At 60.6% G+C, this 21,187-nt stretch carries 21 protein-coding genes; 10 read left to right on the top strand and 11 right to left on the bottom strand.

Annotated elements, in window-relative coordinates:
- Positions 1–15: 15 nt before the first annotated feature.
- From AOZ07_RS14675 to AOZ07_RS14660, 4 genes are read right to left on the bottom strand one after another with little or no spacing between them, the layout of a single operon-like run.
- Positions 16–264 carry a ferredoxin gene (locus AOZ07_RS14675; protein ID WP_060702656.1) on the bottom strand — a complete coding sequence of 83 codons (249 nt, stop codon included), beginning with the start codon at positions 262–264 and terminating at the stop codon, positions 16–18.
- Positions 261–1,499: an NADH-ubiquinone oxidoreductase-F iron-sulfur binding region domain-containing protein gene (locus AOZ07_RS14670; protein WP_060702655.1), complete on the bottom strand. Its 1,239-nt coding sequence runs from the start codon at positions 1,497–1,499 to the stop codon at positions 261–263. The genes AOZ07_RS14675 and AOZ07_RS14670 overlap by 4 nt, the downstream gene beginning before the upstream one ends.
- Positions 1,496–2,065: a ferric reductase-like transmembrane domain-containing protein gene (locus AOZ07_RS14665; protein ID WP_060702654.1), complete on the bottom strand. Its 570-nt coding sequence runs from the start codon at positions 2,063–2,065 to the stop codon at positions 1,496–1,498. Before AOZ07_RS14665 ends, AOZ07_RS14670 begins: the two co-directional genes overlap by 4 nt.
- Positions 2,058–2,948: an FAD:protein FMN transferase gene (locus AOZ07_RS14660; RefSeq protein WP_060702653.1), complete on the bottom strand. Its 891-nt coding sequence runs from the start codon at positions 2,946–2,948 to the stop codon at positions 2,058–2,060. Before AOZ07_RS14660 ends, AOZ07_RS14665 begins: the two co-directional genes overlap by 8 nt.
- Between AOZ07_RS14660 and AOZ07_RS14655 the strand changes: the two genes are divergently transcribed.
- Together AOZ07_RS14655 and AOZ07_RS14650 are read left to right on the top strand one after the other, a co-directional pair.
- A complete protein-coding gene (locus tag AOZ07_RS14655) occupies positions 2,928–3,524 on the top strand; it encodes a hypothetical protein (RefSeq protein WP_171918690.1) in 597 nt (198 codons plus the stop codon). The genes AOZ07_RS14660 and AOZ07_RS14655 overlap by 21 nt on opposite strands.
- 90 nt (positions 3,525–3,614) lie before the next feature.
- Complete coding sequence (locus AOZ07_RS14650; protein WP_060702651.1) at positions 3,615–4,394, top strand: 3-hydroxybutyrate dehydrogenase; 780 nt, start codon at positions 3,615–3,617, stop codon at positions 4,392–4,394.
- Between the two features lie 13 nt (positions 4,395–4,407).
- On the opposite strand, the gene AOZ07_RS14645 is transcribed toward AOZ07_RS14650, so the two are convergent.
- Entirely contained in the window at positions 4,408–5,469 is a 1,062-nt protein-coding gene (locus tag AOZ07_RS14645) for a YeiH family protein (RefSeq protein ID WP_060703496.1), read from the bottom strand.
- Positions 5,470–5,541: 72 nt separating this feature from the next.
- On the opposite strand from AOZ07_RS14645, the gene AOZ07_RS14640 reads away from it, so the two are divergent.
- A complete protein-coding gene (locus AOZ07_RS14640) occupies positions 5,542–6,471 on the top strand; it encodes a LysR family transcriptional regulator (protein ID WP_060702650.1) in 930 nt (309 codons plus the stop codon).
- A gap of 113 nt (positions 6,472–6,584) precedes the next feature.
- On the opposite strand, the gene AOZ07_RS14635 is transcribed toward AOZ07_RS14640, so the two are convergent.
- Entirely contained in the window at positions 6,585–7,922 is a 1,338-nt protein-coding gene (locus AOZ07_RS14635) for an MFS transporter (RefSeq protein WP_060702649.1), read from the bottom strand.
- 153 nt (positions 7,923–8,075) lie between these two features.
- On the opposite strand from AOZ07_RS14635, the gene AOZ07_RS14630 reads away from it, so the two are divergent.
- From AOZ07_RS14630 to AOZ07_RS14620, 3 genes are read left to right on the top strand one after another with little or no spacing between them, the layout of a single operon-like run.
- Positions 8,076–8,948, top strand: a complete 873-nt coding sequence (locus AOZ07_RS14630) for a shikimate dehydrogenase (RefSeq protein ID WP_060702648.1) — start codon at positions 8,076–8,078, stop codon at positions 8,946–8,948.
- On the top strand, positions 8,948–10,801 hold the full coding sequence (locus AOZ07_RS14625; protein ID WP_060702647.1) for a bifunctional sugar phosphate isomerase/epimerase/4-hydroxyphenylpyruvate dioxygenase family protein: 1,854 nt from the start codon (positions 8,948–8,950) through the stop codon (positions 10,799–10,801). Before AOZ07_RS14630 ends, AOZ07_RS14625 begins: the two co-directional genes overlap by 1 nt.
- Positions 10,802–10,818: 17 nt before the next feature.
- Complete coding sequence (locus tag AOZ07_RS14620) at positions 10,819–11,589, top strand: IclR family transcriptional regulator domain-containing protein (RefSeq protein WP_060702646.1); 771 nt, start codon at positions 10,819–10,821, stop codon at positions 11,587–11,589.
- Between the two features lie 15 nt (positions 11,590–11,604).
- Here the strand turns inward: AOZ07_RS14620 and AOZ07_RS14615 are convergent, their stop codons facing one another.
- From AOZ07_RS14615 to AOZ07_RS14605, 3 genes are all read right to left on the bottom strand, one after another.
- Entirely contained in the window at positions 11,605–12,846 is a 1,242-nt protein-coding gene (locus tag AOZ07_RS14615; protein WP_060702645.1) for an aminotransferase-like domain-containing protein, read from the bottom strand.
- A 141-nt stretch (positions 12,847–12,987) separates the two neighbouring features.
- Positions 12,988–13,845 carry a hypothetical protein gene (locus AOZ07_RS14610; RefSeq protein WP_060702644.1) on the bottom strand — a complete coding sequence of 286 codons (858 nt, stop codon included), beginning with the start codon at positions 13,843–13,845 and terminating at the stop codon, positions 12,988–12,990.
- Positions 13,846–13,856: 11 nt separating this feature from the next.
- On the bottom strand, positions 13,857–14,243 hold the full coding sequence (locus AOZ07_RS14605; protein ID WP_060702643.1) for a helix-turn-helix domain-containing protein: 387 nt from the start codon (positions 14,241–14,243) through the stop codon (positions 13,857–13,859).
- Between the two features lie 379 nt (positions 14,244–14,622).
- On the opposite strand from AOZ07_RS14605, the gene AOZ07_RS14600 reads away from it, so the two are divergent.
- The 3 genes from AOZ07_RS14600 (at position 14,623) to AOZ07_RS14590 (ending at position 16,897) form a co-directional block, all read left to right on the top strand.
- On the top strand, positions 14,623–15,798 hold the full coding sequence (locus tag AOZ07_RS14600; protein WP_060702642.1) for an NAD(P)-dependent malic enzyme: 1,176 nt from the start codon (positions 14,623–14,625) through the stop codon (positions 15,796–15,798).
- A gap of 165 nt (positions 15,799–15,963) precedes the next feature.
- Positions 15,964–16,428 (top strand): hypothetical protein, encoded by a 465-nt coding sequence (locus AOZ07_RS14595; protein WP_060702641.1) that lies wholly within the window; start codon positions 15,964–15,966, stop codon positions 16,426–16,428.
- 40 nt (positions 16,429–16,468) lie between these two features.
- Positions 16,469–16,897, top strand: coding sequence for a DUF4262 domain-containing protein (locus AOZ07_RS14590; protein WP_060702640.1), 429 nt, complete (start codon positions 16,469–16,471; stop codon positions 16,895–16,897).
- A gap of 85 nt (positions 16,898–16,982) precedes the next feature.
- Here the strand turns inward: AOZ07_RS14590 and AOZ07_RS14585 are convergent, their stop codons facing one another.
- Positions 16,983–18,530: an amino acid permease gene (locus AOZ07_RS14585; protein WP_084793284.1), complete on the bottom strand. Its 1,548-nt coding sequence runs from the start codon at positions 18,528–18,530 to the stop codon at positions 16,983–16,985.
- Positions 18,531–18,663: 133 nt separating this feature from the next.
- Here AOZ07_RS14585 and AOZ07_RS14580 point away from each other — a divergent pair, with 133 nt between their 5' ends.
- Complete coding sequence (locus AOZ07_RS14580; RefSeq protein ID WP_060702638.1) at positions 18,664–19,509, top strand: HpcH/HpaI aldolase/citrate lyase family protein; 846 nt, start codon at positions 18,664–18,666, stop codon at positions 19,507–19,509.
- Between the two features lie 107 nt (positions 19,510–19,616).
- Here AOZ07_RS14580 and AOZ07_RS14575 read toward each other — a convergent pair whose 3' ends face one another.
- Positions 19,617–21,092, bottom strand: coding sequence for an alanine/glycine:cation symporter family protein (locus AOZ07_RS14575; RefSeq protein WP_060702637.1), 1,476 nt, complete (start codon positions 21,090–21,092; stop codon positions 19,617–19,619).
- Positions 21,093–21,187: the final 95 nt, after the last annotated feature.

The following is a 21,187-nucleotide window of genomic DNA, read 5'->3' as shown; positions in this document are numbered from 1 at the left end:
ACCAGTATGGCGTGATCAGCGTTGGCCGTCCAAGGCGCTGTCGCCCTCTTGCAAGGACAGTGCCGACAGCGGGCACATTTTCACCGCCTCGCGAGCAGCCTCCAGCTGGTCGGCCTGCACCCGGACCTTGCCATGATCGGTGCCCTGGCCTTCCCGCGGCAGAGGATAACCCCACGGGTCGCTGTCCAGGGAATCGGCCATCAGCTCAAGGCACAGCCCCCGTCCCTGGCACCGAGTCCAATTGATGTTCAGTTCTGCGCTCATCGCTGCTCCTGGGTGGTGTGAAGGCAGGTGCCAGAGCGGTGCGCTGCGACCTCGTCGCCAAAAACCTGCAATGCGCTGATGGCCAAGCGCGCCGAGGCATCTGGATGATGGCACGAGCCCCGGCCGGTCACGAGTGCACCGAGCCGGCGAATCTGTTCGGGCAGTTGCGCATTGGCGCGGCGCTGCGCGAGCGCTTGAAAATCGCGGGCCAAGGTCGGCAGCCCATGAAGGCAAGGCCCGCACTGGCGGGCCGAAGAGCGTGCCAGATAATCAATGATCTGCGAGGTCCGCTCCAAGGGGCAGGCATCGTGGCGCAACACTTCGATGACTCCGGCCCCGGCCGCCAGGGCCACCGGGCGGCGGTGAACATCGTTGGTGGCGGCTAGTTGGATCCTTGGATCCTTGGTCCATTGACCGTGATAGCCACCGACAAGAACAGCCTGTATATTCGCCGCGGAGATCTGCAGTTGTTCAAGAACCAGCGAAAGATCGCTCGAACCGTGGACCTCGTGAACCTGGTAGCGGCCCTGGTCATGAATAGTCAGCAAGCGGCTGCCCGGATCCGCAGCGGTGCCCGCAGTCTGGAACCATGCCGCGGAATATCTGGCGATCAGAGCCAAATGGGCCAACGTTTCCACGTTGACCAGCAAGGTCGGCGCTCCAGCTAAACCGGCGTCGCTCAAATGCCCTGCAGGATGCCGCGGCAGCGAAGGGCCGCCTTCGAGCGAAGAAATCACGGCGGTGGCTTGCCCTGCCAGGAAATGCGAATCCGTGGCGTGCAATGCCACAGAGTTCTCGCCGCGTTCGGCCAGTGCTTCAAGCAAGCGGGGATGCACGCCGGATTTCGCCGCGAGCCAGCTGTGGCTGGCCCCTAGGATTCGTGCAGTGAGAAGCAGCCCGTCGAGCACCAGATGGGGCGCATGGACCAGCAGCAGCTGGTCCTTGCAGCTCAGCGGTTCGCCTTCTGAACCATTGCCGATGACAACGGGCGCTCGCCGGGTGCGAGCGGCGGAGCGCTGTACCGCAGCAATCTTGCGCGCGGTGGGGAAAGCGCCGCCACCGCGGCCAGCCAAGCCGGAGGCGTCCCATTCGGCCAAGATCTGCTGGTCAGAAGTGGTCGGGGGCAGCGGGCCAAAGCATTCAAGATGCTCAGTCCACCGCGCGTCGGGACCTGCCGCGAGCAACCGCGGTTCTTCAAGGACACCGCGGTGCATGGTGGGGATGGTGGTGGTCATGGCTTTGCTCCTTCACGGGCCAGTCGGCGGGCGGATGCATGATCCGCATAGTTAGCTGTCAGCCGCCAGATGCCGGCGGTGGCGACAAGCGCGATCGAAACGACGGTGATGACGCGGTACCAAACGGCGCCGGCGTCTGAACCGTTGCCCAGCCCGTGGGCCACGGCAATCGGCCACAACAGGTAGGAAGCGAGGTGGATGCCTCGAAACATCGGCTGGCTCAGGCGCTGGCGCAGTAACCCGGTCAGTGACACCGCAAGCATCAGCAACAGCCCGACAGTTCCTAGTCCTTGCCAGAATGGCCGGTATTCGCCGAAGAACGGGATGAGCAGGTCGATCAGGTGTACCCGGGCGTAGGAATCAGCGAGAAGGGCAATGACGTGCAGCGCGGCAAAGAGCACTGACAAAAGCGAAAAACTTCGGTGGAGCAGGCTTTGGGTGTAGCGGGATAGGGCACCGAAGGACCTTCCCGAACGGGCCATGATCCCCAGCAGCAGCGAACCGGTCAATAGGCACAGGCTGATGATGCCGCTGGTGCGCGCGATGGACCAGAATAACTCATCCATTCTCGCTCACGCTCCCTGGCTTGCGGGCCGGTGCAGGCCAGCGGGAGGTGCCCTGCACCGTGCCATCAAGGCCGACCAGGCGGGCAGGAAGGTTCATGGATTCCAGCCATTGCAGTGCTTTGGCTCCGCGCACGATGCCCGCGGTCGTATAGGTATTGGCTTGCAGGCAGGTTGACGCGGCGACAGTGATGCTGGAATGAACCCGGTGCGCTGGCAGCCCGAAGGCCGGATCAAGAATGTGGTGCATGGCCAGTCCCCGGTGGCTCCAGCGGCGCTTGCGCGTACTGGAGGTGGCCATGGCAAAACCGGAATGCAACGAGACCTGTTGCCATGGATCGGCATCGGTGTCCCGAACGAGCACCTGCCAGGGTTCCTTGGCGTTGCCGGCGGTAGCAATGTCTCCGCCGAGGCTGACCAGCGCCGCGGTATCCAATTCCTCTGCCACCCGTGCAGCAGCCAGATCAGCGGCCATGGCTTTGGCCGTGGCCCCCAAGTCCAGCGCGGTGCCGGCGGGCAGCGTGAGCTTCGTGCCGTTCAGCTGGATCAGGGGCCACAAGATCGGGCGCAGGGGGCCTTGGGTGATGCTCACGCCCTTGGCGGTTATTGCAGGCAGCCGGGCGAAATCGCGATCGTAGCCCAGATTGGCCAATTCGCCGCCCAACAGCGGATCAACGTCTCCGTCGCTGTCGCGCGCTGCTTTCAGGGCGCCGTCAATGAGCAGAGCCAGTGTGGGGGAGATGCTGGTGTTGTTGGCGCCAGTTCGAGCCAGCTGCATCACCTCGGAATCGGGACGGAACCTGCTGCTGGCCAATTCGACCTCGGCAAGGACCGAATCAACAATTGCCTTGGCGGGCTTGAGCAGATGAGCAGTTTCTACCGTCATCGCCGCGCTCAAACCCCAGATTTTCCAGGTAGTTTTGCCACTCATGGCTATGACCCCGAGGATCTTGCACTGATTGAGCCACGGGTGCCCGGGGAGACCGGTGAGGAGCCATTGGCGCTTGAGTCCAGGGAATCCGTAGTGGACTCGGAACTTGACCCGGAACCGGCGTTTGAATCCGTGTCGGTTTCCGGAGTTTGCGTCGTCTCCTGGCTTTGCGTCGTTGAGCTCTTCGCACTGCTGTTATCGGTGGTTGACACAGTCGTTGGTGATTGCGTCGACGCCTCATCCTGCGTCGTGGTGAGGACTGCGCCACTGCCGATCACCGCGACGCTCGAGGCGGCGACGGCGGCAGCGATTCGTCTGGACGCTCGACGTTGCTGGTTGAGGGGGTTCATGGTGGCCTTTTCGCATTTCGATGGGTATCTGCAATTTGATAGTCCCAAGGCATTCTTTGACCATGCCCTGCCATTTGTAGCAACTGTCTTTGAATATTTGCGCGATTGGCACGGGCTGGGATCGCCAAGCCGTGCATTAGTGCACATTGACCTGCGGAATCTGCACAGCGCGAATCGTTGACCCGGGTTGGAAATTGGCCATAGCTTGGCAGTGGGCTTCCGAGAATCGGGCCCTTGCCGCAACGGTGCGCACGAAGGGATATCACGGGCCATGACCCAGGAAACAGAACTGCCGGCCACCAGCAATGACGGCTTGCGAGGCCGGCGCGCATTGGTCACCGGGGGTGCCAGCGGAATTGGATTCGCCTGCGCGCAAGCACTGGCCCAGGCAGGTGCCGCAGTCACGATCGCGGACAGGGATGAGCAGGCGGCCCGCGAGGCTGCGGCCCGTTTGGGAGGGAGCGCCTGGGCGGTGGATCTTTCGCAGACCGAGTCCCTTGAGCAGTGCAGCGTCGAGACCGACATCCTGGTCAACAACGCTGGCATCCAGAGGGTGGCAGCCATCGATGAATTTGATCCCGGGGCGTGGCGGCTGATCCACCGGCTCATGCTGGAAGCGCCATTTCTGCTCATCCGTGCCGCCCTTCCCGGCATGCGCGAACGCGGCTTCGGCCGGATCATCAATATCTCCTCGATCCACGGCTTGCGCGCCAGCGCCTTCAAGAGCGCCTACGTTTCGGCCAAGCACGGGCTGGAAGGCCTGTCCAAGGTCACCGCGCTGGAGGGTGCTGAGCATGGAATCACAAGCAATTGCATCAACCCGGGATATGTCCGTACGGCATTGGTGGAACAGCAGATTGCTGATCAGGCCAAGCTGCACCAGATCCCCGAATCGCAGGTAGTGCAGAAGATCCTGCTGACCGAGGCTGCTATCAAGCGGCTGGTTGAGCCAGAAGAAGTCGCCTCCCTCGTGGCCTGGCTCAGCTCATCATCGGCGGGCATGGTCACCGGTGCCTCGTACACCATGGATGGAGGCTGGAGCGCGCGGTAGCCACCGCCGGGCACTATGCAGGAGGGAAAAGAACTGTTCCGCTGGCGGCCACGGCTGCGATGATCAGCGTTGCAACCAGTCCCAAGAGCAATGCCTTGATCCCGGAGGTGAAGATGCTGCGCAGGTGGACCCCGAGCCCCAGGGCAAACATGGCCGCAGACAAGAGCAGGGTTTGCACGGTGGAAGCGCCGTCGATGAACACCTCGGGGAGATCCATGGTGGTGCGCACCAGCATGGTGGCCAGGAAACCAATGATGAACAAGGGCACCAGCGGCGGATTCTTGTCGCCGCGAACGCTGTGCTTGCGCCGCATATAGATTCCGACTCCGGCAACCACCGGAGCGAGCAGGAGAACCCTGGCCAGTTTCACGGTGACGGCCACGGCCAAGGCGGCTGCCGACACCGAGCCAGCGCCGGCCACAACCTGTGCCACCTCATGGGTTGAAGCGCCCACGAGCATGCCGATGCCGCGTTCATCCAAACCCAAAAGCAGGCCCAGCGCGGGCATGGCCGGAATCATCAGGGTTCCGAAAAGCACCACCAGGCCAACTGCTGTGGCTACTTGATGCTCCTTGGCCTTGATTGTTCCTTCAGCCCCAGCCACAGCTGCCGCGCCGCAGATGGAAAAACCGATGGCGATCAGCAGCCGTTGTTCCAGGTCCAGGCCCATCAGCTTGCCGATCCAGGCGGTGAGCAGGAACGTGATGGCCACCGATGAAACCACCACCAGCAGCACGCCGGGGCCAAGAGCAAGGATGGATTCCAAGGACAATTGGAATCCCAGAAAGACGATTCCCCACCGCAGCAGCTTCTTTGCCGAAAGGGCTACTCCGGAATCAGCAACATGGGGCACTGGCGCCAGGTTGCGCCACAGGGCGCCAAGCACAATGGCGATGAGCAACGCGCTCACGGAACGGGTGAAATGGCTGGCGAGCATGCACAGCGCGCCGACGGCCAGGCACAACAGCACGCCAGGGACCGGGCCGGAGAGCAGCCGGGTGGCCAGCGGCGTTCTGCTGGCCAGGCCGTCATCGGAAGCAGAAGCCGTGCTGGTGGATCCCGAGAGGTGGTTCATGCTCACCATTCTTCGCCGATGCGCTATCTGGCGGTATTCACCTCCTGGCTATCGCGGGCATATGATCATGATATGGATAGCGATTCGCCAGCAGGGCAGAGCATGTCTCATTGGCTGCAATTCTCATCATTGGAGTTGCTGGTTGGCATTGCCGATCACGGGAGCCTCAGCGCAGGTGCCCGGGCGGCCGGCATGGCGCAATCCAACGCCTCGCGGGCGCTGAAAACCCTCGAGCGCCGATTGGGATATGCGCTGGTGACCAGGAAAACCAGCGGATCAACCCTGACCGCAGAAGGAGTCTTGACCGTCCAGTGGGCACGCGAGGCGCTCGCCGGGTTGAACGCATTTTCCGCCGGTGTGCGCTCGCTGGCCGAGCATGGCAACAAGGAGCTGGAATTCGGGGCCAGCATGACGGTGGCAGAATACCTGGCCCCGTCATGGATCGGGCAGCTGCACGAGAAGCTGCCCAGCGTCATTCCGCGGATGAGAATCATGAATTCCCACGACGTGATCCAGGCGGTGGAACAGGAGCAGCTCAGCTTTGGATTTGTTGAAACGCCACAGCTGCCCTCGTCGCTCAGGAGCCGTGAAGTGTTTCGCGATGAAATGCTGGTCGTGGTTTCGCCTGCCCACCCTTGGGCCGGCCGGAAGGACCCGGTGACCTTGGAAGAGCTGCAGGAAACCGCGCTTATCGAGCGCGAGGAAGGCTCGGGGACCCGGGCCTTTTTGAACTCCTTGTCCGCCGTTGAGCGGGCCAAGCCGATTGCGGAATTCAATAGCAATGCGACCATCTGCCAGCTGGTCGCCGGAGGCATGGGGCCGGCAGTGCTCAGCCAGCTGGCGGTGGAGAACCAGCTCAAGCAGGGGGCGTTGGTCGAAGTTCCGTTTGCCGGCCCGGCGCTGATGCGCGAGCTGCGTGCCATTTGGCGTGAAGAGCGTGCGCTGAACGCCAATGAACGGATGCTCCTTGGCATCGCCATTAATCAGTTGCCCAGGTCTTGAGATCCAGGCGGTCCCGGGTCGCACTCTTGTGTCCTCTTAAAAGCGACATCCCGGCACGTTTGGCTTTCCTTGAAAAAGTCAGGCCAAACGTGCCGGGATGCTTGCGATGGCGGCTAGGAGACCTTCTCGACGGCGTGGCCCAGCTGCTTGGTCGGAACACGATAGGTTTCGCGTGCGGTCAGTGCCGAGAGCGAAGCAATGACAGCGATCACCGCGGTGAACAGGCTGATCTGGACCCAGCCGTTGGCTTCAAGCCCGCCCAGGGCGGCCACGATGGACGGGGCAAAACCGGCCATGAGGAAGCCAAGCTGGGTGCCGATGGCCAAGCCGGAGAAGCGCACCTGCGAGGAGAACATTTCCGCGTAGAAGCTGGGCCACACGGCGTTCGCCGCGGCGTAGGCGCAGGAGAAGACCAGGACCGACAGGGTGAACTGCAGCAACGCGTTGCTCGATTCCATGGACCGCAGATAGAACGGCATGATGGCCGCCGAGCCCAGGGCGCCGTAGATGAAGACCGGCTTGCGGCCGATCTTGTCAGCCAGCATGCCGAAGAGCGGCTGCGAGATCAATGCGCCGATGTTGCCGGCAACAACAAGCCACAGGGTGATCGACTCATCCATGTTTCCAATGACCTTGCCGTAGGAGATGGCCAGGGTTCCGTACACCGTGGAGACGGCGGCGATGAATGCGCACAGCACTACGCGCAGCACGTCCTTCCAGTGGAAGCGCAGCAGGACTGCCAGCGGCAGCTTGGCAATCTCATTGTTCTTCTTGGCTTCTTCGAACTCCGGGGTTTCGTGCAGCGAACGGCGGATGAAGAAGGTGACAACCACGACGACTGCCGAGAGCCAGAACGGGATGCGCCAGCCGATGCCGAACTTGATCTCATCCGGAAGGGCAACCACTGGAATGAAGATCATCGCGGCAAGAATCTGGCCGCCTTGGGTGCCGGTGAGCGTCCATGAGGTGAAGAAGCTGCGGCGGTGATCCGGGGCGTGCTCCAGCGACATCGATGAGGCTCCGGCCTGCTCGCCGGCCGCCGAGAGTCCCTGGCATAGCCGGGCGAGGACCAGCAGGATCGGGGCGAGCCAGCCTACCTGCTCGAAGGTGGGCAGGCAGCCGATGAGGAAGGTGGATGCGCCCATCAGGATCAGGGTGAACATCAGGACTTTTTGCCGGCCGATGCGGTCGCCAAAGTGCCCCACGAAGATGGCTCCCACCGGGCGGGCCACGTAGGCGAAGCCGAAGGTGGCCAGCGACATGACCGCGGCGTTGGTGTCGGTATCGGGGAAGAAGATATGCGGAAAGATCAGGGCCGCGGCTGAGCCGAAGATGAAGAAATCGTAGTATTCAACAGCGCTGCCCATGAAGCTGGCGACGGCCGCCTTGACCGGCGTTCGTCCTGCGCTGGCCGTGCCGGCAGATGCGTCGGAGTTGTGTGGCGATGGCATCGGGTGACTCCTCGTCGAGTGTTTTGAAGGTGAGGATCCGCTCTAGATGTTCGCTATGCGTACACTTGTTCGGAATGTGTTCATTGGATTACAGTAGATGTAAATCACAACTCAGGCAACACCTGACGTCATCAAGAAGAGCTGCGGGAGAACATGAGTACACGTGCTGAGTCTTATCTGGTCGGTCTGATCGGTGACGGCGTCATGCCATCGCTGACCCCGCCGATGCACGAACGCGCCGCCGAGGTGCACGGGCTGCGCTACCTGTATCGGCCGATTGACCTCACCGAACTGGAACTTCCGGCAAGCGGCATCGGGGAATTGCTCCAAGCAGGAGCCAAGCTGGGATTTAACGCCTTCAATGTAACCCATCCTTGCAAACAACTTGTTCTGGACCATCTGGATGACATCTCGCCAACGGCGAGGGCCATTGGCGCGGTGAACACCGTGGTGATCCAGGACGGGAAATTCATCGGGCACAACACCGACGCTTCCGGATTCTCCCGCGGCCTGGCCGAGGGGCTCCCCGGAGCCAAGAAGAAGAAAGTGCTGCAGCTGGGCGCTGGCGGCGCCGGCGCCGCGGTGGCCTACGCCTTGCTGGCTTCCGGGACCGAGCAGCTGCATATCGTTGATCTCGACGAGGATCGGGTCAACCACAGGGTCCAAGAGCTGCGCAAGAACTTCCCGCAAGCCCTGGTCCATGCCGCAACGCCTGCCCAGGTTCCGCAGCTTCTGGGCGAGGTCGATGGATTATTGAATGCCACCCCGATCGGCATGCATCACCATCCCGGTCTTCCGCTGGATATCGCAGCACTGGAATCGCGGCACTGGGTCGCGGATTGCATCTACCGCCCGGTGAACACCGAACTGATCGTTGCTGCCCGCAACCTCGGATGCCAAGTCCTGGACGGCGGATACATGGCCGTTGGCCAAGCGGTGGACGCCTTCGAAATCATCACCGGCATCAGGCCGGAAACACAGCAGGTGCGTGGCCACTTGCTGGAACTGCTGGAAAAAGGACTGTAATGCGCACCTCTATCGCTACGGTATGCCTGTCGGGAACCCTGGAAGAAAAACTTCTGGCCTGCGCCAAAGCCGGCTTTGACGGCATCGAGATCTTTGAGCAGGATCTGTTGGTGAGCCCGATGTCGCCCGAGGAAGTCAAGGCCATGGCGCACCGGCTGGGGCTGACCCTGGATTTGTTCCAGCCCTTCCGCGATTTTGAAGGGGTCACCGAAGAACAGCTGCAGGCCAATCTGCACCGCGCTGAAGCCAAGTTCCAGCTCATGCAGCGGCTGGGCATGGACCTGATGCTGCTGTGCTCCAATGTCGGCACCGCCACCATCAACGACGATGGCCTGTTTGTGGATCAAATCCGGCAGCTTTCAGATCTTGCCGCCCGGTACGATGTGCGCATTGCCTATGAAGCGTTGGCTTGGGGCAAGTATGTTGATACCTACCAGCATTCGTGGGAGATCGTGAAGCGGGTAGACCGCGCCAACGTGGGATTGTGCATCGACAGCTTCCACATCCTCTCGCGCGGCGATGATCCCTCGGAAATTGCCGCAATTCCCGGAGAGAAGATCTTCTTTGTCCAGCTGGCCGATGCACCGGTGCTCTCCATGGACATCCTTTCCTGGTCCCGCCACTATCGGCTCTTTCCGGGACAGGGCGGCTTCGCGCTGGACCAGTTCCTGGCAGAACTCGTGCGCTCAGGCTATGACGGCATCATTTCCTTGGAAATCTTCAATGATGTTTTCCGCCAATCCAACGTGGAGCGCACCGCGATCGACGGGCTGCGGTCCTTGCAGTGGCTGCAGTCCACGACGGCCCAGCTGTTGGGATCGACCGGGGAGCACTACGCCTTGGACCTCAAGGTCCTGCCCGGAGAGCAAGACGCCACCGGATTCGACTTTGCCGAGATCCGGACCGAGGACCCAGAGCGCGTGGCCGGGATGCTGGCACAACTCGGTTTCAGCTTCAGCGGGCAGCACCGCCGCAAGCCGGTGCAGCTGTGGAGCTCCGGCGAGGCGAAGATCATCATCAATTCGCAACGAAGCCGAGGAGTGGAAGCCGCCGTCTCCGGCTTCGGCGTGCTGGTGCCGGACCCGGTGGCCAGCGGCGAACGCGGTGGAGCCCTGCTCGCGACGCGAGTACCCCGCCAGCAAACCAACAATGAACAAGACCTGCCTGGCTTCGTGGCGCCCGATAGCACCGAAGTATTCTTCAGCTCGCCGGCCAATACCCGGAATTGGGTTTTGGAATTCGAAGATGCCGGGCCCGCGGCATCCGCTGTGCCCAGCGGGCCGATCCTGGGCATCGACCACATCAACATCGCCCAGCCATGGCAATGCTTCGACGAATCAGTGCTGTTCTACAGCAGCGTCCTGAACCTCAAAGCCCGTCCCGGAACAGAGGTCCCCAGCCCGATGGGACTGGTGCGTTCACAGGTTCTGTCCACGGCGGATTCCGCTGTCCGGCTGGCGCTGAACATTGTGCCGCAGGGACTGGAAAGCATCATCGAGCGCAATCACGAGTACCCGGAGCACGTGGCGCTGCGGGCCGATGACATCATCGAGGTGGCACGCAATGCCCGCGCACGCGGCATGGAGTTCCTGCAGGTTCCCGACAACTATTACGAGGACCTGGCGGCCCGCTTCGACCTTGACGCGCAATTGCTCGATACCCTCAAGGAGCTGCACCTGTTGTATGACCGCGATGAGGCCGGAGAGTTCTTGCATTTCTACACCAAGACCCTCGGCAACATGTTCTTGGAGGTAGTTGAACGGCGTTCTGGCTACGATGGGTATGGGGCGCCCAATGCGCCGGTCAGGCTTGCCTCTCAATTCGAGAGCAATCGCTGGAGCAGAAACTTGTAAAGCTGGGAGAGCAAACAGTGGCAGAGCGGCCGGATTATTTCGTTAAGTCAGCGGAAAAGACCTTGGCCGTGCTGCTGGCATTTTCGGCAGGCAATTCCGAGCTGACGGTGTCCCAGGTTGCTGCGGCGACGGATCAAACCAGGGCCTCGGCGCGCCGATTCCTGCTCACCCTCGTTGACCTCGGGTATCTGCAGGCCCATGGCAATGCCTACCGGATGACTCCACGGGTCCTAGATGTCGGTGCTGCCTACCTGTCGGGGCTGACCCTTCCGCAGGCGGCCGTGGGCCACTTGCAGTCATTGGCCCGCGAGCTGGAAGAGACTGCGTCCTTGTGCGTGCTCGAAGGCCAGGACATTTTGTACGTGGAACGTGTCGCCGCCCCACGACTGCATGCGTTGAATGTGTCCATTGGCAACAGGCTTCCGGCCTGGGTGACCTCTATGGGCCGTGTGCTCATCGCCTACCTGGAGCCCGCCGAGCAGGAGGCCTTCCTGCAGCGCGTTGAACTGCAGAAGTACACCGAGCACACGGTATCGAGCATCGAAGAACTGAAAAAGGAATTGGCGACGGTGCGCCAGCAGGAATGGTCCCTGGTCAACCAGGAACTGGACGAAGGGCTGCGCGGCTTGGCAGTTCCGGTGATCCGTGGCGGCAAGCTGCTGGGCGCCTTGAACATCTCGGTGCAGACCAGCCGGAATAATCCCGCATATATCCAGGATCAGCTCCTGCCCAAGCTCCAAGGCGCCGCCAAAGCCATCGCCGATGACTTTGGCGGACGCCTGGGCTAAGCAGCCAGCAGCAACCTAGGCGCCGTTGGACTCGATTGCGGTCGCCAGCAATCCCGACAGGCGCTGGACGCCTTCGCCGATGGTTGCCTCGTCGACGGAGCAGAAGGCCAACCGGAGCTTGTTATCGGCCTGTCCGCCGGGGCTGAAAGCCGCGCCGGGGATGAAAATGACCCCAGCCTTCACCCCGAGCTGCAGCAGCTTGTAGGTGTCGATTCCCGCCGGCAGCGTCAGCCAGATGAAGAAGCCGCCTTCGGGCCGCGTGTAGCTGACCTCAGCGGGCAGGTACGCCGCCAGCGCTTCGAGCATCGCGTCGCGGCGAGAGCGGTAGAGGTCGTTGTACTTGGCGATCTGCCCCTTCCAATCATGCTCGTTAAGGTAGGCGCTGATGATCATCTGGTTCAGGGTGGGCGGGCACAGTGCTACCGCTTCGCCGGCCAAATAGAAACGGCGGAAGAGATGCGTGGGTACAGCCGCCCAGCCGATGCGCAATCCAGGGGCGAAGATCTTGGAGAAGGAGCCCATGTAGATGACATTTTCCGGATCCAGGCTGCGCAGGGTCGGTGCTGCCTGGCCCTCATAGCGGAGCATTCCGTAGGGATTGTCTTCCAGGATCAGGATGCCTTCTTCGCGGCAGATATCCACGATTTCCTGGCGTCGCTGCGCCGCCAGCGTGATGCCCGACGGATTATTGAAGTTCGGGATGGTGTAGAGGAATTTGATGCGCTCTCCGGCCGCGCGAAGCTGCCTGATGCGCTCGCGCAAGGCTCCGGGAATAAGCCCGTTTTCATCGGTGCCCACTGGCTGTGCAGTGACTTGGTAGGCTTCGAAAGTGTTCAGCGCGCCCACATAGGTGGGGTCTTCGCACAGCACGGTATCGCCGGGGTTGCAGAACACCTTGCAGGCCATGTCCTGCGCGGATTGGGATCCGTTGGTGACCACGACATCTTCTACCTTGACGTTGTTGATTCCCTCGGCTGCCATGACATCGATGATTTGCTCGCGCAATTCCACGGTGCCCAGGCCGGAACCGTATTGCAAGGCCTCGGGCCCATGCTCGGTAATGATGCGCCGGCTGATTTCACCGATTTTTTCCAGGGGAAGCAATTGCAAGTACGGGTTGCCGCCGGCCAAGGAGACCAGCGACGGATCCAAGGAGAGCTCGAAGACATCGCGGACGGCGGACTGCTTGATGCCGGACGCGCGGTCGGAGAGCAGCGCCTCATGGGCGGTGGCGAGGGATTGCGGTGCGGTGGTCATGGTCCTCCTTGGCCAAGGCTCCAGGCGTTGCCGGAGCGTGCTCCTCGCGTTCTGGCTCCGCGTGAAGGCATGTTTTCAAATAGAATACTTTGGTATTCCAACAGGAAATCCAGTGCTTGGCAAGAACCAATGTTCCCAGCCTCAGAACCTCATGCCCCGTTTCCTCGATTTACGCTCTTCAACACTGAGCTGGGCCAGTGCGCCATTGATCCGCCGATGCAGGTTCTCGGCCAAGGTCCGGGGTTTGCTAGATGCCGGCCAGCTGTCCCTTGCGAGCACTGCCAAGAGATCCACGCAATCGACGGCGGCCCGTTGGCAACCATCTTGAGCGTGGCCGAGCGCTTCATTGATGATCAGCACCGCGGCCTCCAAGGTGCTGTCGGTGGATTGCGTGGAGCGCTGGGAACTGGGCATATACCGCTCAGCAGTCACCAAATCCTGAATCTCCGATAGTTTCTTTGGCATCCTGGCTATGGCGCGGTAGGCGCGGTTGTGCACGCCCATGACCTGCAAGGGGCCCAGTCCACCCAAGAGCAGCGTAATGATGGCGAAGGCCGCGATCTTCGGCGCCCCCGCCTTGGCAAGGAGAATTCCGGCAGCGATTGCTATGGCAGCGACGAGCATTGCCAGGAGGAAGATGCCCCATGCTCCAAAGCGGGGCTTCTTCGGCTCCGGGTTCAGCGTCTTCTCCGCGGCAATTTGAGCGAGTTGTCCGCGGATCTGCGGAATATTGGGAACACCCAGCTCCCGCTGGGACAGCACTTGTTCCTTGCGCCAAGCGCGCAGGCGTTTGCGGCTTTGCCAAACGTGGAAAATTTGCCATGCAGCCAACAGCGGTATGGCGAGCAGGAAGAAAATCAGCACCGCTGATTTCAGGGGCAGCCCCTGCTGATGAAGCCCGTAGCACCCTGCCCAAGCGATCAGCGAATAGCCGGGGAACCGAATGAGCAGCCGATCCCACCAAGCTATTTGTTGTGGAGCGCCCGCAGTTCTACTCATCCTGTTGGCACTTAGCTGTTATCGGCTCGGGAATCCAGCCAAGCCTGGATGGCGCTGGGGCGAATCCGGCGGTGCGTTCCGCGATATTCCACTGGAATGGTTCCTGCATCGGCGAGCTTGCGCAGGTAGCTGTTGGAAATGCCAGCCATCTGGGCCGCCTGGGAGGTGTTAAGAAGCAACTCCGGGGTGCCGATGCTGACCGATTCCCCATCGGCAAAGCGCGAGAGCACCTCGATCAGCGCTTCGTGCGCTTCCTCTGGCAGCTGCAGTGCCGTCCCGTTCACAAATATTGTGGTGTCATTCGATTCATCCAGGGCGCGCCGCAACCGTGCTGTCGTCTTGTCGTCGAGCGCTTCGAACGTACGGACCCTGCCCAGAGCTGAAGTCGGTGATGCCATGAGGTTTATTTTGCCCGAGATGGAGGATAACCGCACATAATGCTGGTGATCTGGGTGCATTGCTACGGAGGTCATATTGTCCCGAATAGTAGAAAAGGGGTTGATTTGCGACAAACTTTTCCCGTATGGTGGAAATTGTAGGTCTAAAGAAAGTACTGACCAGCCATCTTCCGGCACACCACGAGGGAGTCTTCAGCCTTACCCGGCGGAGCCCATCTGGGAACTGTGTACATGGAAGCCTGATGCCCTCCTTAATTGCGTGCGGGTCAAGCTCCATTGCGGTCGGATGAATGGTCATGCGCGTTCCTACGCTCTGCCACCCAATTCGTGGGTACTGCGTTTTCGTCATTCAGAACTTTCTTGAAAGAAGAGCTATTCAATGTCTGTTGAATCCACCAAAGACCTGTCCACCATCACCGACGCAGAAGTATTTGACGCCCACATTGGCGGCAAGCTCTCTGTCCAGTCGCAGATGCCTCTGAACACCAAGCGCGATCTGTCGATTGCGTACACCCCCGGAGTAGCCAAGGTTTCCCAAGCGATCGCCGATGATCCAGCCAAGCACTCCACGCACACCTGGGCCTCACGCCTGGTAGCCGTAGTTTCGGACGGAACTGCGGTCCTGGGCCTGGGTAACATCGGGGCAGCAGCGTCGCTGCCCGTGATGGAAGGCAAGTGCGCACTGTTCAAGGAGTTTGGCGGGCTGGATTCCATCCCGCTGGTGCTGGACACGACCGATGTTGATGAAATCGTTGAGACGATTGTGCGATTGCGCCCAAGCTTTGGCGCGGTAAACCTTGAAGATATCTCAGCGCCGCGATGCTTTGAAATTGAGCAGAAGCTGATCGAAGCCCTGGATATCCCAGTGATGCACGATGATCAGCATGGCACCGCGGTTGTGGTGCTGGCAGCGCTGATTGGTGCTGCACGCCAGACCAAGCGCGATATCAGCTCGCTGAAGGTTGTAGTTTCCGGCGCAGGATCGGCCGGGGTTGCCGTCACGAACTTGTTGCTCAAGGCCGGCGTCGCCGATGTGATCGTGCTCGACTCGCGGGGAACCATCAACCGCGAGCGTGATGATTTGAACCCGATCAAGGCTGAACTTGCCGGCCGCACCAACCGTGACGACGTCATGGGCGGTCTGGCTGAGGCACTGGACGGAGCTGACGTGGTTGTTGGCTTGTCTTCGTCGAAGTTTGACGAGGCAGCCGTGGCAAAGATGAACAAGGACGCGATCATCTTTGCGCTGTCCAACCCAACTCCTGAGATCATGCCGGAGGATGCGAAGAAGTTCGCTGCGGTGGTTGCTACCGGACGTAGCGACTTCCCCAACCAGATCAACAATGTTCTGGCTTTCCCAGGCATCTTCCGCGGCGCTTTGGACTCGGGTGCCACGAAGATCACCGAAGGCATGAAGATCGCTGCTGCTCACGCTATTGCTGATCTGGTCGGCGAGGATCTTGGAGAAGATTACATCGTGCCTTCTGCCCTCGATGAGCGTGTGATGCCAGCTGTGGCTGCTGCCGTGGCTGCTGAGGCGCAGTCCGCGCAGTAGCTTCCGGCGCACCGCTTGGCGGTGTTGCACTGAACGCGCTGCCTGCAACCAATTGTGGTTGCAGGCAGCGCGTTCTTTGTTTTCCACACTTCGCTGAATCCGAGACGCTGATGAGCTGATTTGCCGTGAGACTAGCCCATAGCAAAGCATCTTAGGAGGAATGCCGTGGAAGACTTCGAGAACATGGAGTTCTGGATCAAGTGGACTCTATCTGCTGAGGATCGAATTGCTCTGAGCCTCAACGCTGAAATCGAGCAAAATGGCTATGCTCTGACCGCTTTTCGCTTGCCGCATTCCCAGCGAGTCATCGGGACAACGCTGGGATTGAGCTGGCTGGGCCATCCTGAAATTGCCAGCACGACCGGCACAGTGGAAGAGGTGCTCGCGCTCTTGCGGCACTTGGCGGAACAGGTGACCGCCCATCAGCAGTCCTTCGACGTAGGGCGGGGTGAAACGCCCTTTTTCAAGGAACTGAATTTCCGCGAATTGGACTTGGACCTGAACTTTTTGGGCTTTTTCGATGAGGCGCTTCAGGGCCTGGATCCGGAATGGATCCTTTGCGAGGCACCGGTGAACGCCGGTTCGACAAATGCCAATGAGCAGGACCAGGATTTCCGCAGCGCCGCCTAGCGGCTTTCGGCAGTCGCGGGCCACGGAGAGGAGACGGACCATGTGCGATATCTGTGACGGAATGAGCATCGAAGAAGCTGATGCGAGAACCGATCAATGCATCCGGGATTACGGGCGGCAGGTGCTGTTCGTGGAGCCTGGCCGATATGACCAGCCCTTCGCGTACACCATCGGGCTAAGCCTCGTAGGACATCCGGAATTCCTGGTTCGGGGGTTGGGCAACCAGGACAGCGTGCAAATGCTGAACGGGCTCTCCGGAGCAGTGCTGGAGCACAACGAAGTGTTCGCCCATGGTCATACATGCCGCTGGGATGAGGATACGATCTTGTATTTCGCGAAGATCTCGTCCCGGATTGGCCATGAGGCACCGTGGGCCTACAGCCGCTACGGCGAGAGCATGAGCCTGCTGGAAGTACTTTTTCTTGGCAGGGACCTTCCCTACAGCTACCTGTCGCGGCGCATTAACTAAAGAGCCATCCGGAGAGCAGAAAACCGGGGCGATCCTCATATTGATGGATCGCCCCGGTTCGCCGGCGTACAGATGCAGGCAGCTCTTAGCCTTGCTTGGAAGCCAGGTAGGCAGCCGCCTCGCGCTTCTCTTCGGCTACACGTGCCTCATGCGCTTGGCGCAGCTTGTGGTGCTGGGGATTGTTGCGCAGCAACAGGTATCCAATGCCTACCATGACAAACCAGATAGGCGTCGCGATCAAGCCCGCCAAGGTGTCTGCATCGCGGGTGAACGCCCAAAGCAGGAACACGAAGAACGCCATCACCACGTACGGCATGAAGGTGCCGCCAGGCATTCTGAACACCGACAGATCGTGTGCTTCTGGGCGGCGCTTGCGATACACCAGGTAGCTCACCAGAATGATCGTCCAGACGAACATGAAGCACAGCGAGGAAATCGTCGTAACAATCGAGAATCCGGTCGACTTATCCAGGCCGAATATCAGCAGGACAATCGAGCTGAGCAGCACCACTCCGGAGAGGAATAGCGCGTTGCGGGGAACCTGTCGGCTCGTGAGCTTGCTGAAGATCTTTGGTGCATTGCCCTCAGTGGACAGTCCGAAGACCATGCGCGAAGTCGAGTAGATGCCCGAATTGGCCGACGAGGTGGCTGACGTGAGCACAACGGCGTTGACCAGATGGGCAGCTGCTCCCAAGCCGGCGAGCGAGAACAGCATCACGAACGGCGACTCGTCAGCGGTGAAGCGATTCCAGGGGACGACGGCCATCAAGATGGCCAGCGAGCCGACATAGAACAACAGGATGCGGACCGGGATGGCGTTGATGGCCTTCGGAAGGTTGTGCTCCGGGTTCTTGGTTTCGGCAGCAGCCGTGCCCACGAGCTCGATGCCGACAAAGGCGAATACGGCAATCTGGAAGCCCATGACAAAGCCCATGACTCCGCCGCCAAAGAAGCCGCCCTCGACGTTGAACAAGTTCAGGAATGATGCCTTGGCGCCGTCATGTTCGAAGCCGGTGAAAATCAGGATCAGCCCAATGACAATCAAGAGCACGATGGCGACAATCTTGATCAGCGCGAACCAGAACTCGGTCTCGCCAAATCCGCGCACTGACGGCAGATTAAGCAGGACCAGCAGCACAATGACGGCCAAGGCCGGAATCCACAGCGGGATGAGCGGAAGCCAATAGGTGACATACACCGAGGCGATCACGATGACATCGGCAACGCCGGTCACGATCCAGCAGAACCAGTAGGTCCAGCCGGTGAAGAAGGAGGCCCAAGGGCCAAGGATATCCCCGGCAAAATCGGAGAAGTTGCGGTAATCGGTCCGGCTAAGCAGCAATTCGCCCATAGCTCGCATCACGAAGTAGAGCATGAATCCGATGACCATGTAGACCAGGATGACCGATGGTCCTGCAACAGAGATGGTTTTTCCCGAGCCCATGAACAGGCCAGTGCCAATGGCACCGCCGATGGCTAAGAGCTGGATATGTCGATTGGACAATGCCCTTTTCAGCTCGGGTCCAGTCTCTGCGGGGGTAATTGTTTCTTTTGTTTCCACGCAGGGTCCTTTGTCGTGCGGCTTCCACTGAAGCGTAAAACTCGATGGTGATCGGTCATAAAAGACCGCCATCGTGTGACATTACCGGAAATGGGCCGGCAACTTGTAATTGCTCTCACACTGGGAGTCGATTCCAGCCGATTTGAGGCAAATAGTGTACATGCCTAGTGGAAGCACCATGGCACGAGTGAGTAGTCTGGGAACTATGGCATTTCGAAATCGTCGAGCAGCGGCTCTCCCAGCAAAACTGTCCCGTTCCTGGCTTTTGGTGAACGCAGCAAAAGAGGAGGACTTCGCGCCGGCTCTTGCCTGTGAAGCGGACTCGGTCATCTTCGATATGGAAGCTGCCGTTCCGGATGACAAGAAGCTTGAAGCCCGCGACAATGTCGTCCGCGCGCTGTCCAATGGCATGACCGCATGGGTGCGTGTTAATGGCATTGATACCGACTTCTGGGCTGACGATCTCGCAGCACTCTCCGAAGCTCCGGGCCTTCGCGGAATCATGCTCGCCATGACCGAGCAGCCAGAGCAGGTGACCTACAGCGCCATGCGCCTGCGCGCAGGCACTCCGGTCCTTGCCTTGATTGAAACCGCACTGGGCATCGAGAATGCGACGTCCATCGCTTCAGCCCCAGGCACCTTCCGCCTGGCCTTCGGTGTCAACGACTTCCGCAAGGACACCGGTGTCTCCGACGACCCGCTGGCCCTGGCCTATGCCCGGGGCAAGCTGGTCATCGCCTCCCGCGTCGGAAAGCTGCCCGGCGCCATTGACGGCCCGCCGCCAGCTGGTTCCGATGCTGCCAAGGTCACCGAGGAAACCCGGGTCACTGCATCCATGGGCATGACCGGCAAGCTCTCGCTCTCACCAGATCACGTTGATGGCATCAATGCCGCCCTGGCTCCCAGCGAGGACGAGCTGTCCTGGGCAATGGAACTGCTCGAAGCCCACGCGGCTGGCGCCTCGGTGGGCGACGGCTCGTACTTGCCGCGCCTGGCCCGTGCACAGAAGATCGCGGATTTGGCAGACTCCTACGGCCTGTGGAACGCGTAGCCGCAGCGCGGTAGATACCGCACTGCGCTGAACATAGAAATCATCCCAGCGAAACCCCGAATCAAGGGTCTCGCTGGGATGATTCTTATGAGGGGTGCGCCGAAGTCCTAGCGCCTGTGGGACGAACCCACGACATCGCCGGACTTCCATTCGCTCCAGCCATCGCGGTCTCTCATGAAGTCCTCGATCTGGGCCTTGCCGGCTTCCAGCTGGGGATCATTCTTCAGGTACCAGCGGGTTTCGCGGGCGATCAGGCCGGACATGATCAGCAGGCCGATCAGGTTCGGAAGGGCCATCAAGCCATTCATCATGTCGGAGAAGTTCCATACCGCGGTCAGCTCGGTGGTGCAACCTACGTAGACGATCAGCGAGAACAGCACGCGGAATGGCATGACTGCCTTGCGGCCGATCAGGCGCTCGATATTGCGTTCACCGTAGTAGCACCAGCCCAGGATGGTCGAGAAGGCGAACATCACCAGTCCGATGGTGACAATCCAGTGGCCCCACTGGCCGGGCAGGCCGTGGGTGAAGGCTTCGCCGGTCATTAGCGCGGCCGAAACCTGCTCGCCGGTGGCTTCATCAATCTTGTTCCAGGTGCCGGTGGTGATGATGACCAGGCCGGTGCAGGTGACAACGATGATGGTGTCGATGAAGGTCTGGGTCATCGATACCAGGCCCTGGCGAACCGGGTGGGTGGTCCGTGCTGCGGCAGCTGCGATAGCTGCCGAACCCATGCCGGATTCGTTGGAGAAGATACCGCGAGCCACACCGTACTGAACGGCGATGATAATGGCCGAGCCGGTGAAGCCGCCAACTGCCGAGGTGCCGGTGAAGGCATCGGAGAAGATCTCGGCGAAGGCTGCCGGAATGCCAGCGACGTTGGAGACCAGGATGAAGATCGAGGCTGCAACGTAGAAAACGATCATGACTGGCACAAAGCCTGCGGTGACCTTGCCGATGGACTTGATGCCGCCAACAAGCACGGCCAAGGACAGGACGGTCAAGACGAGTCCGGTAACCCAAGGCGTGACGCCGAAGGAGTTGTCCAGGTTGGCCGCGATGGAATTGCCCTGGGTCATGTTTCCGATGCCGAAGCTGGCCAGGGTGGCGGCGATGGCAAAGAACAGGGCAAGGAACTTGCCCAGCGGGCCGCGGATACCGCGTTGCAGGTAGTACTGCGGGCCGCCGGATTTTTCGCCGGCCGCGTCGGTGCCGCGATAGCGGACTCCGAGGAATGCTTCAGAGTACTTCGAAGCCATGCCCAGCAGGCCGGTGACCCACATCCAGAACAGGGCGCCGGGGCCGCCGATGCCAATAGCGGTGGCAACACCGACAATGTTGCCTGTTCCCACGGTGGCCGCCAGTGCAGTGGTCAGTGCTTGGAACTGGGAGACGTCGCCTTCAGCGCCGTCGTCCTTGCGCTTGAGCAGCCCGAGGCGAAGGGAAGCTGCAAGCTTGGCGAATTGCAGTCCGCCGAGCCTGATGGTCAGGTACAGGCCGGTGCCCAGCAATAGCGGGATGAGGCAAAAAGGCCCCCAAATAAATGAGGAAATATCTCCGAAGAGTGTTCCCAACGCTTCCATAAGCTCAACAATCCTTTGCGCGAGTGGGTGATGACACGAAAGCCCAAGCTTTCATAGCTCACATCCTAAGGCAGGGTGCGACCCATGTCACTGAA

This window comes from Glutamicibacter halophytocola (genome assembly GCF_001302565.1).
GTDB lineage: Bacteria > Actinomycetota > Actinomycetes > Actinomycetales > Micrococcaceae > Glutamicibacter > Glutamicibacter halophytocola.
This window is presented reverse-complemented; position numbering and strand designations above follow the sequence as displayed.

Bases quoted from the DNA above. Each gene is read 5' to 3' on its own strand.
- AOZ07_RS14675 (WP_060702656.1), bottom strand. From the start codon at position 264: ATGAGCGCAGAACTGAACATCAATTGGACTCGGTGCCAGGGACGGGGG.
- AOZ07_RS14670 (WP_060702655.1), bottom strand. From the start codon at position 1,499: ATGACCACCACCATCCCCACCATGCACCGCGGTGTCCTTGAAGAACCG.
- AOZ07_RS14665 (WP_060702654.1), bottom strand. From the start codon at position 2,065: ATGGATGAGTTATTCTGGTCCATCGCGCGCACCAGCGGCATCATCAGC.
- AOZ07_RS14655 (WP_171918690.1), top strand. From the start codon at position 2,928: ATGAGCAGTTTCTACCGTCATCGCCGCGCTCAAACCCCAGATTTTCCA.
- AOZ07_RS14660 (WP_060702653.1), bottom strand. From the start codon at position 2,948: ATGACGGTAGAAACTGCTCATCTGCTCAAGCCCGCCAAGGCAATTGTT.
- AOZ07_RS14650 (WP_060702651.1), top strand. From the start codon at position 3,615: ATGACCCAGGAAACAGAACTGCCGGCCACCAGCAATGACGGCTTGCGA.
- AOZ07_RS14645 (WP_060703496.1), bottom strand. From the start codon at position 5,469: ATGAACCACCTCTCGGGATCCACCAGCACGGCTTCTGCTTCCGATGAC.
- AOZ07_RS14640 (WP_060702650.1), top strand. From the start codon at position 5,542: ATGGATAGCGATTCGCCAGCAGGGCAGAGCATGTCTCATTGGCTGCAA.
- AOZ07_RS14635 (WP_060702649.1), bottom strand. From the start codon at position 7,922: ATGCCATCGCCACACAACTCCGACGCATCTGCCGGCACGGCCAGCGCA.
- AOZ07_RS14630 (WP_060702648.1), top strand. From the start codon at position 8,076: ATGAGTACACGTGCTGAGTCTTATCTGGTCGGTCTGATCGGTGACGGC.
- AOZ07_RS14625 (WP_060702647.1), top strand. From the start codon at position 8,948: ATGCGCACCTCTATCGCTACGGTATGCCTGTCGGGAACCCTGGAAGAA.
- AOZ07_RS14615 (WP_060702645.1), bottom strand. From the start codon at position 12,846: ATGACCACCGCACCGCAATCCCTCGCCACCGCCCATGAGGCGCTGCTC.
- AOZ07_RS14610 (WP_060702644.1), bottom strand. From the start codon at position 13,845: ATGAGTAGAACTGCGGGCGCTCCACAACAAATAGCTTGGTGGGATCGG.
- AOZ07_RS14605 (WP_060702643.1), bottom strand. From the start codon at position 14,243: ATGGCATCACCGACTTCAGCTCTGGGCAGGGTCCGTACGTTCGAAGCG.
- AOZ07_RS14600 (WP_060702642.1), top strand. From the start codon at position 14,623: ATGTCTGTTGAATCCACCAAAGACCTGTCCACCATCACCGACGCAGAA.
- AOZ07_RS14590 (WP_060702640.1), top strand. From the start codon at position 16,469: ATGTGCGATATCTGTGACGGAATGAGCATCGAAGAAGCTGATGCGAGA.
- AOZ07_RS14585 (WP_084793284.1), bottom strand. From the start codon at position 18,530: ATGGCGGTCTTTTATGACCGATCACCATCGAGTTTTACGCTTCAGTGG.
- AOZ07_RS14580 (WP_060702638.1), top strand. From the start codon at position 18,664: ATGGCATTTCGAAATCGTCGAGCAGCGGCTCTCCCAGCAAAACTGTCC.
- AOZ07_RS14575 (WP_060702637.1), bottom strand. From the start codon at position 21,092: ATGGAAGCGTTGGGAACACTCTTCGGAGATATTTCCTCATTTATTTGG.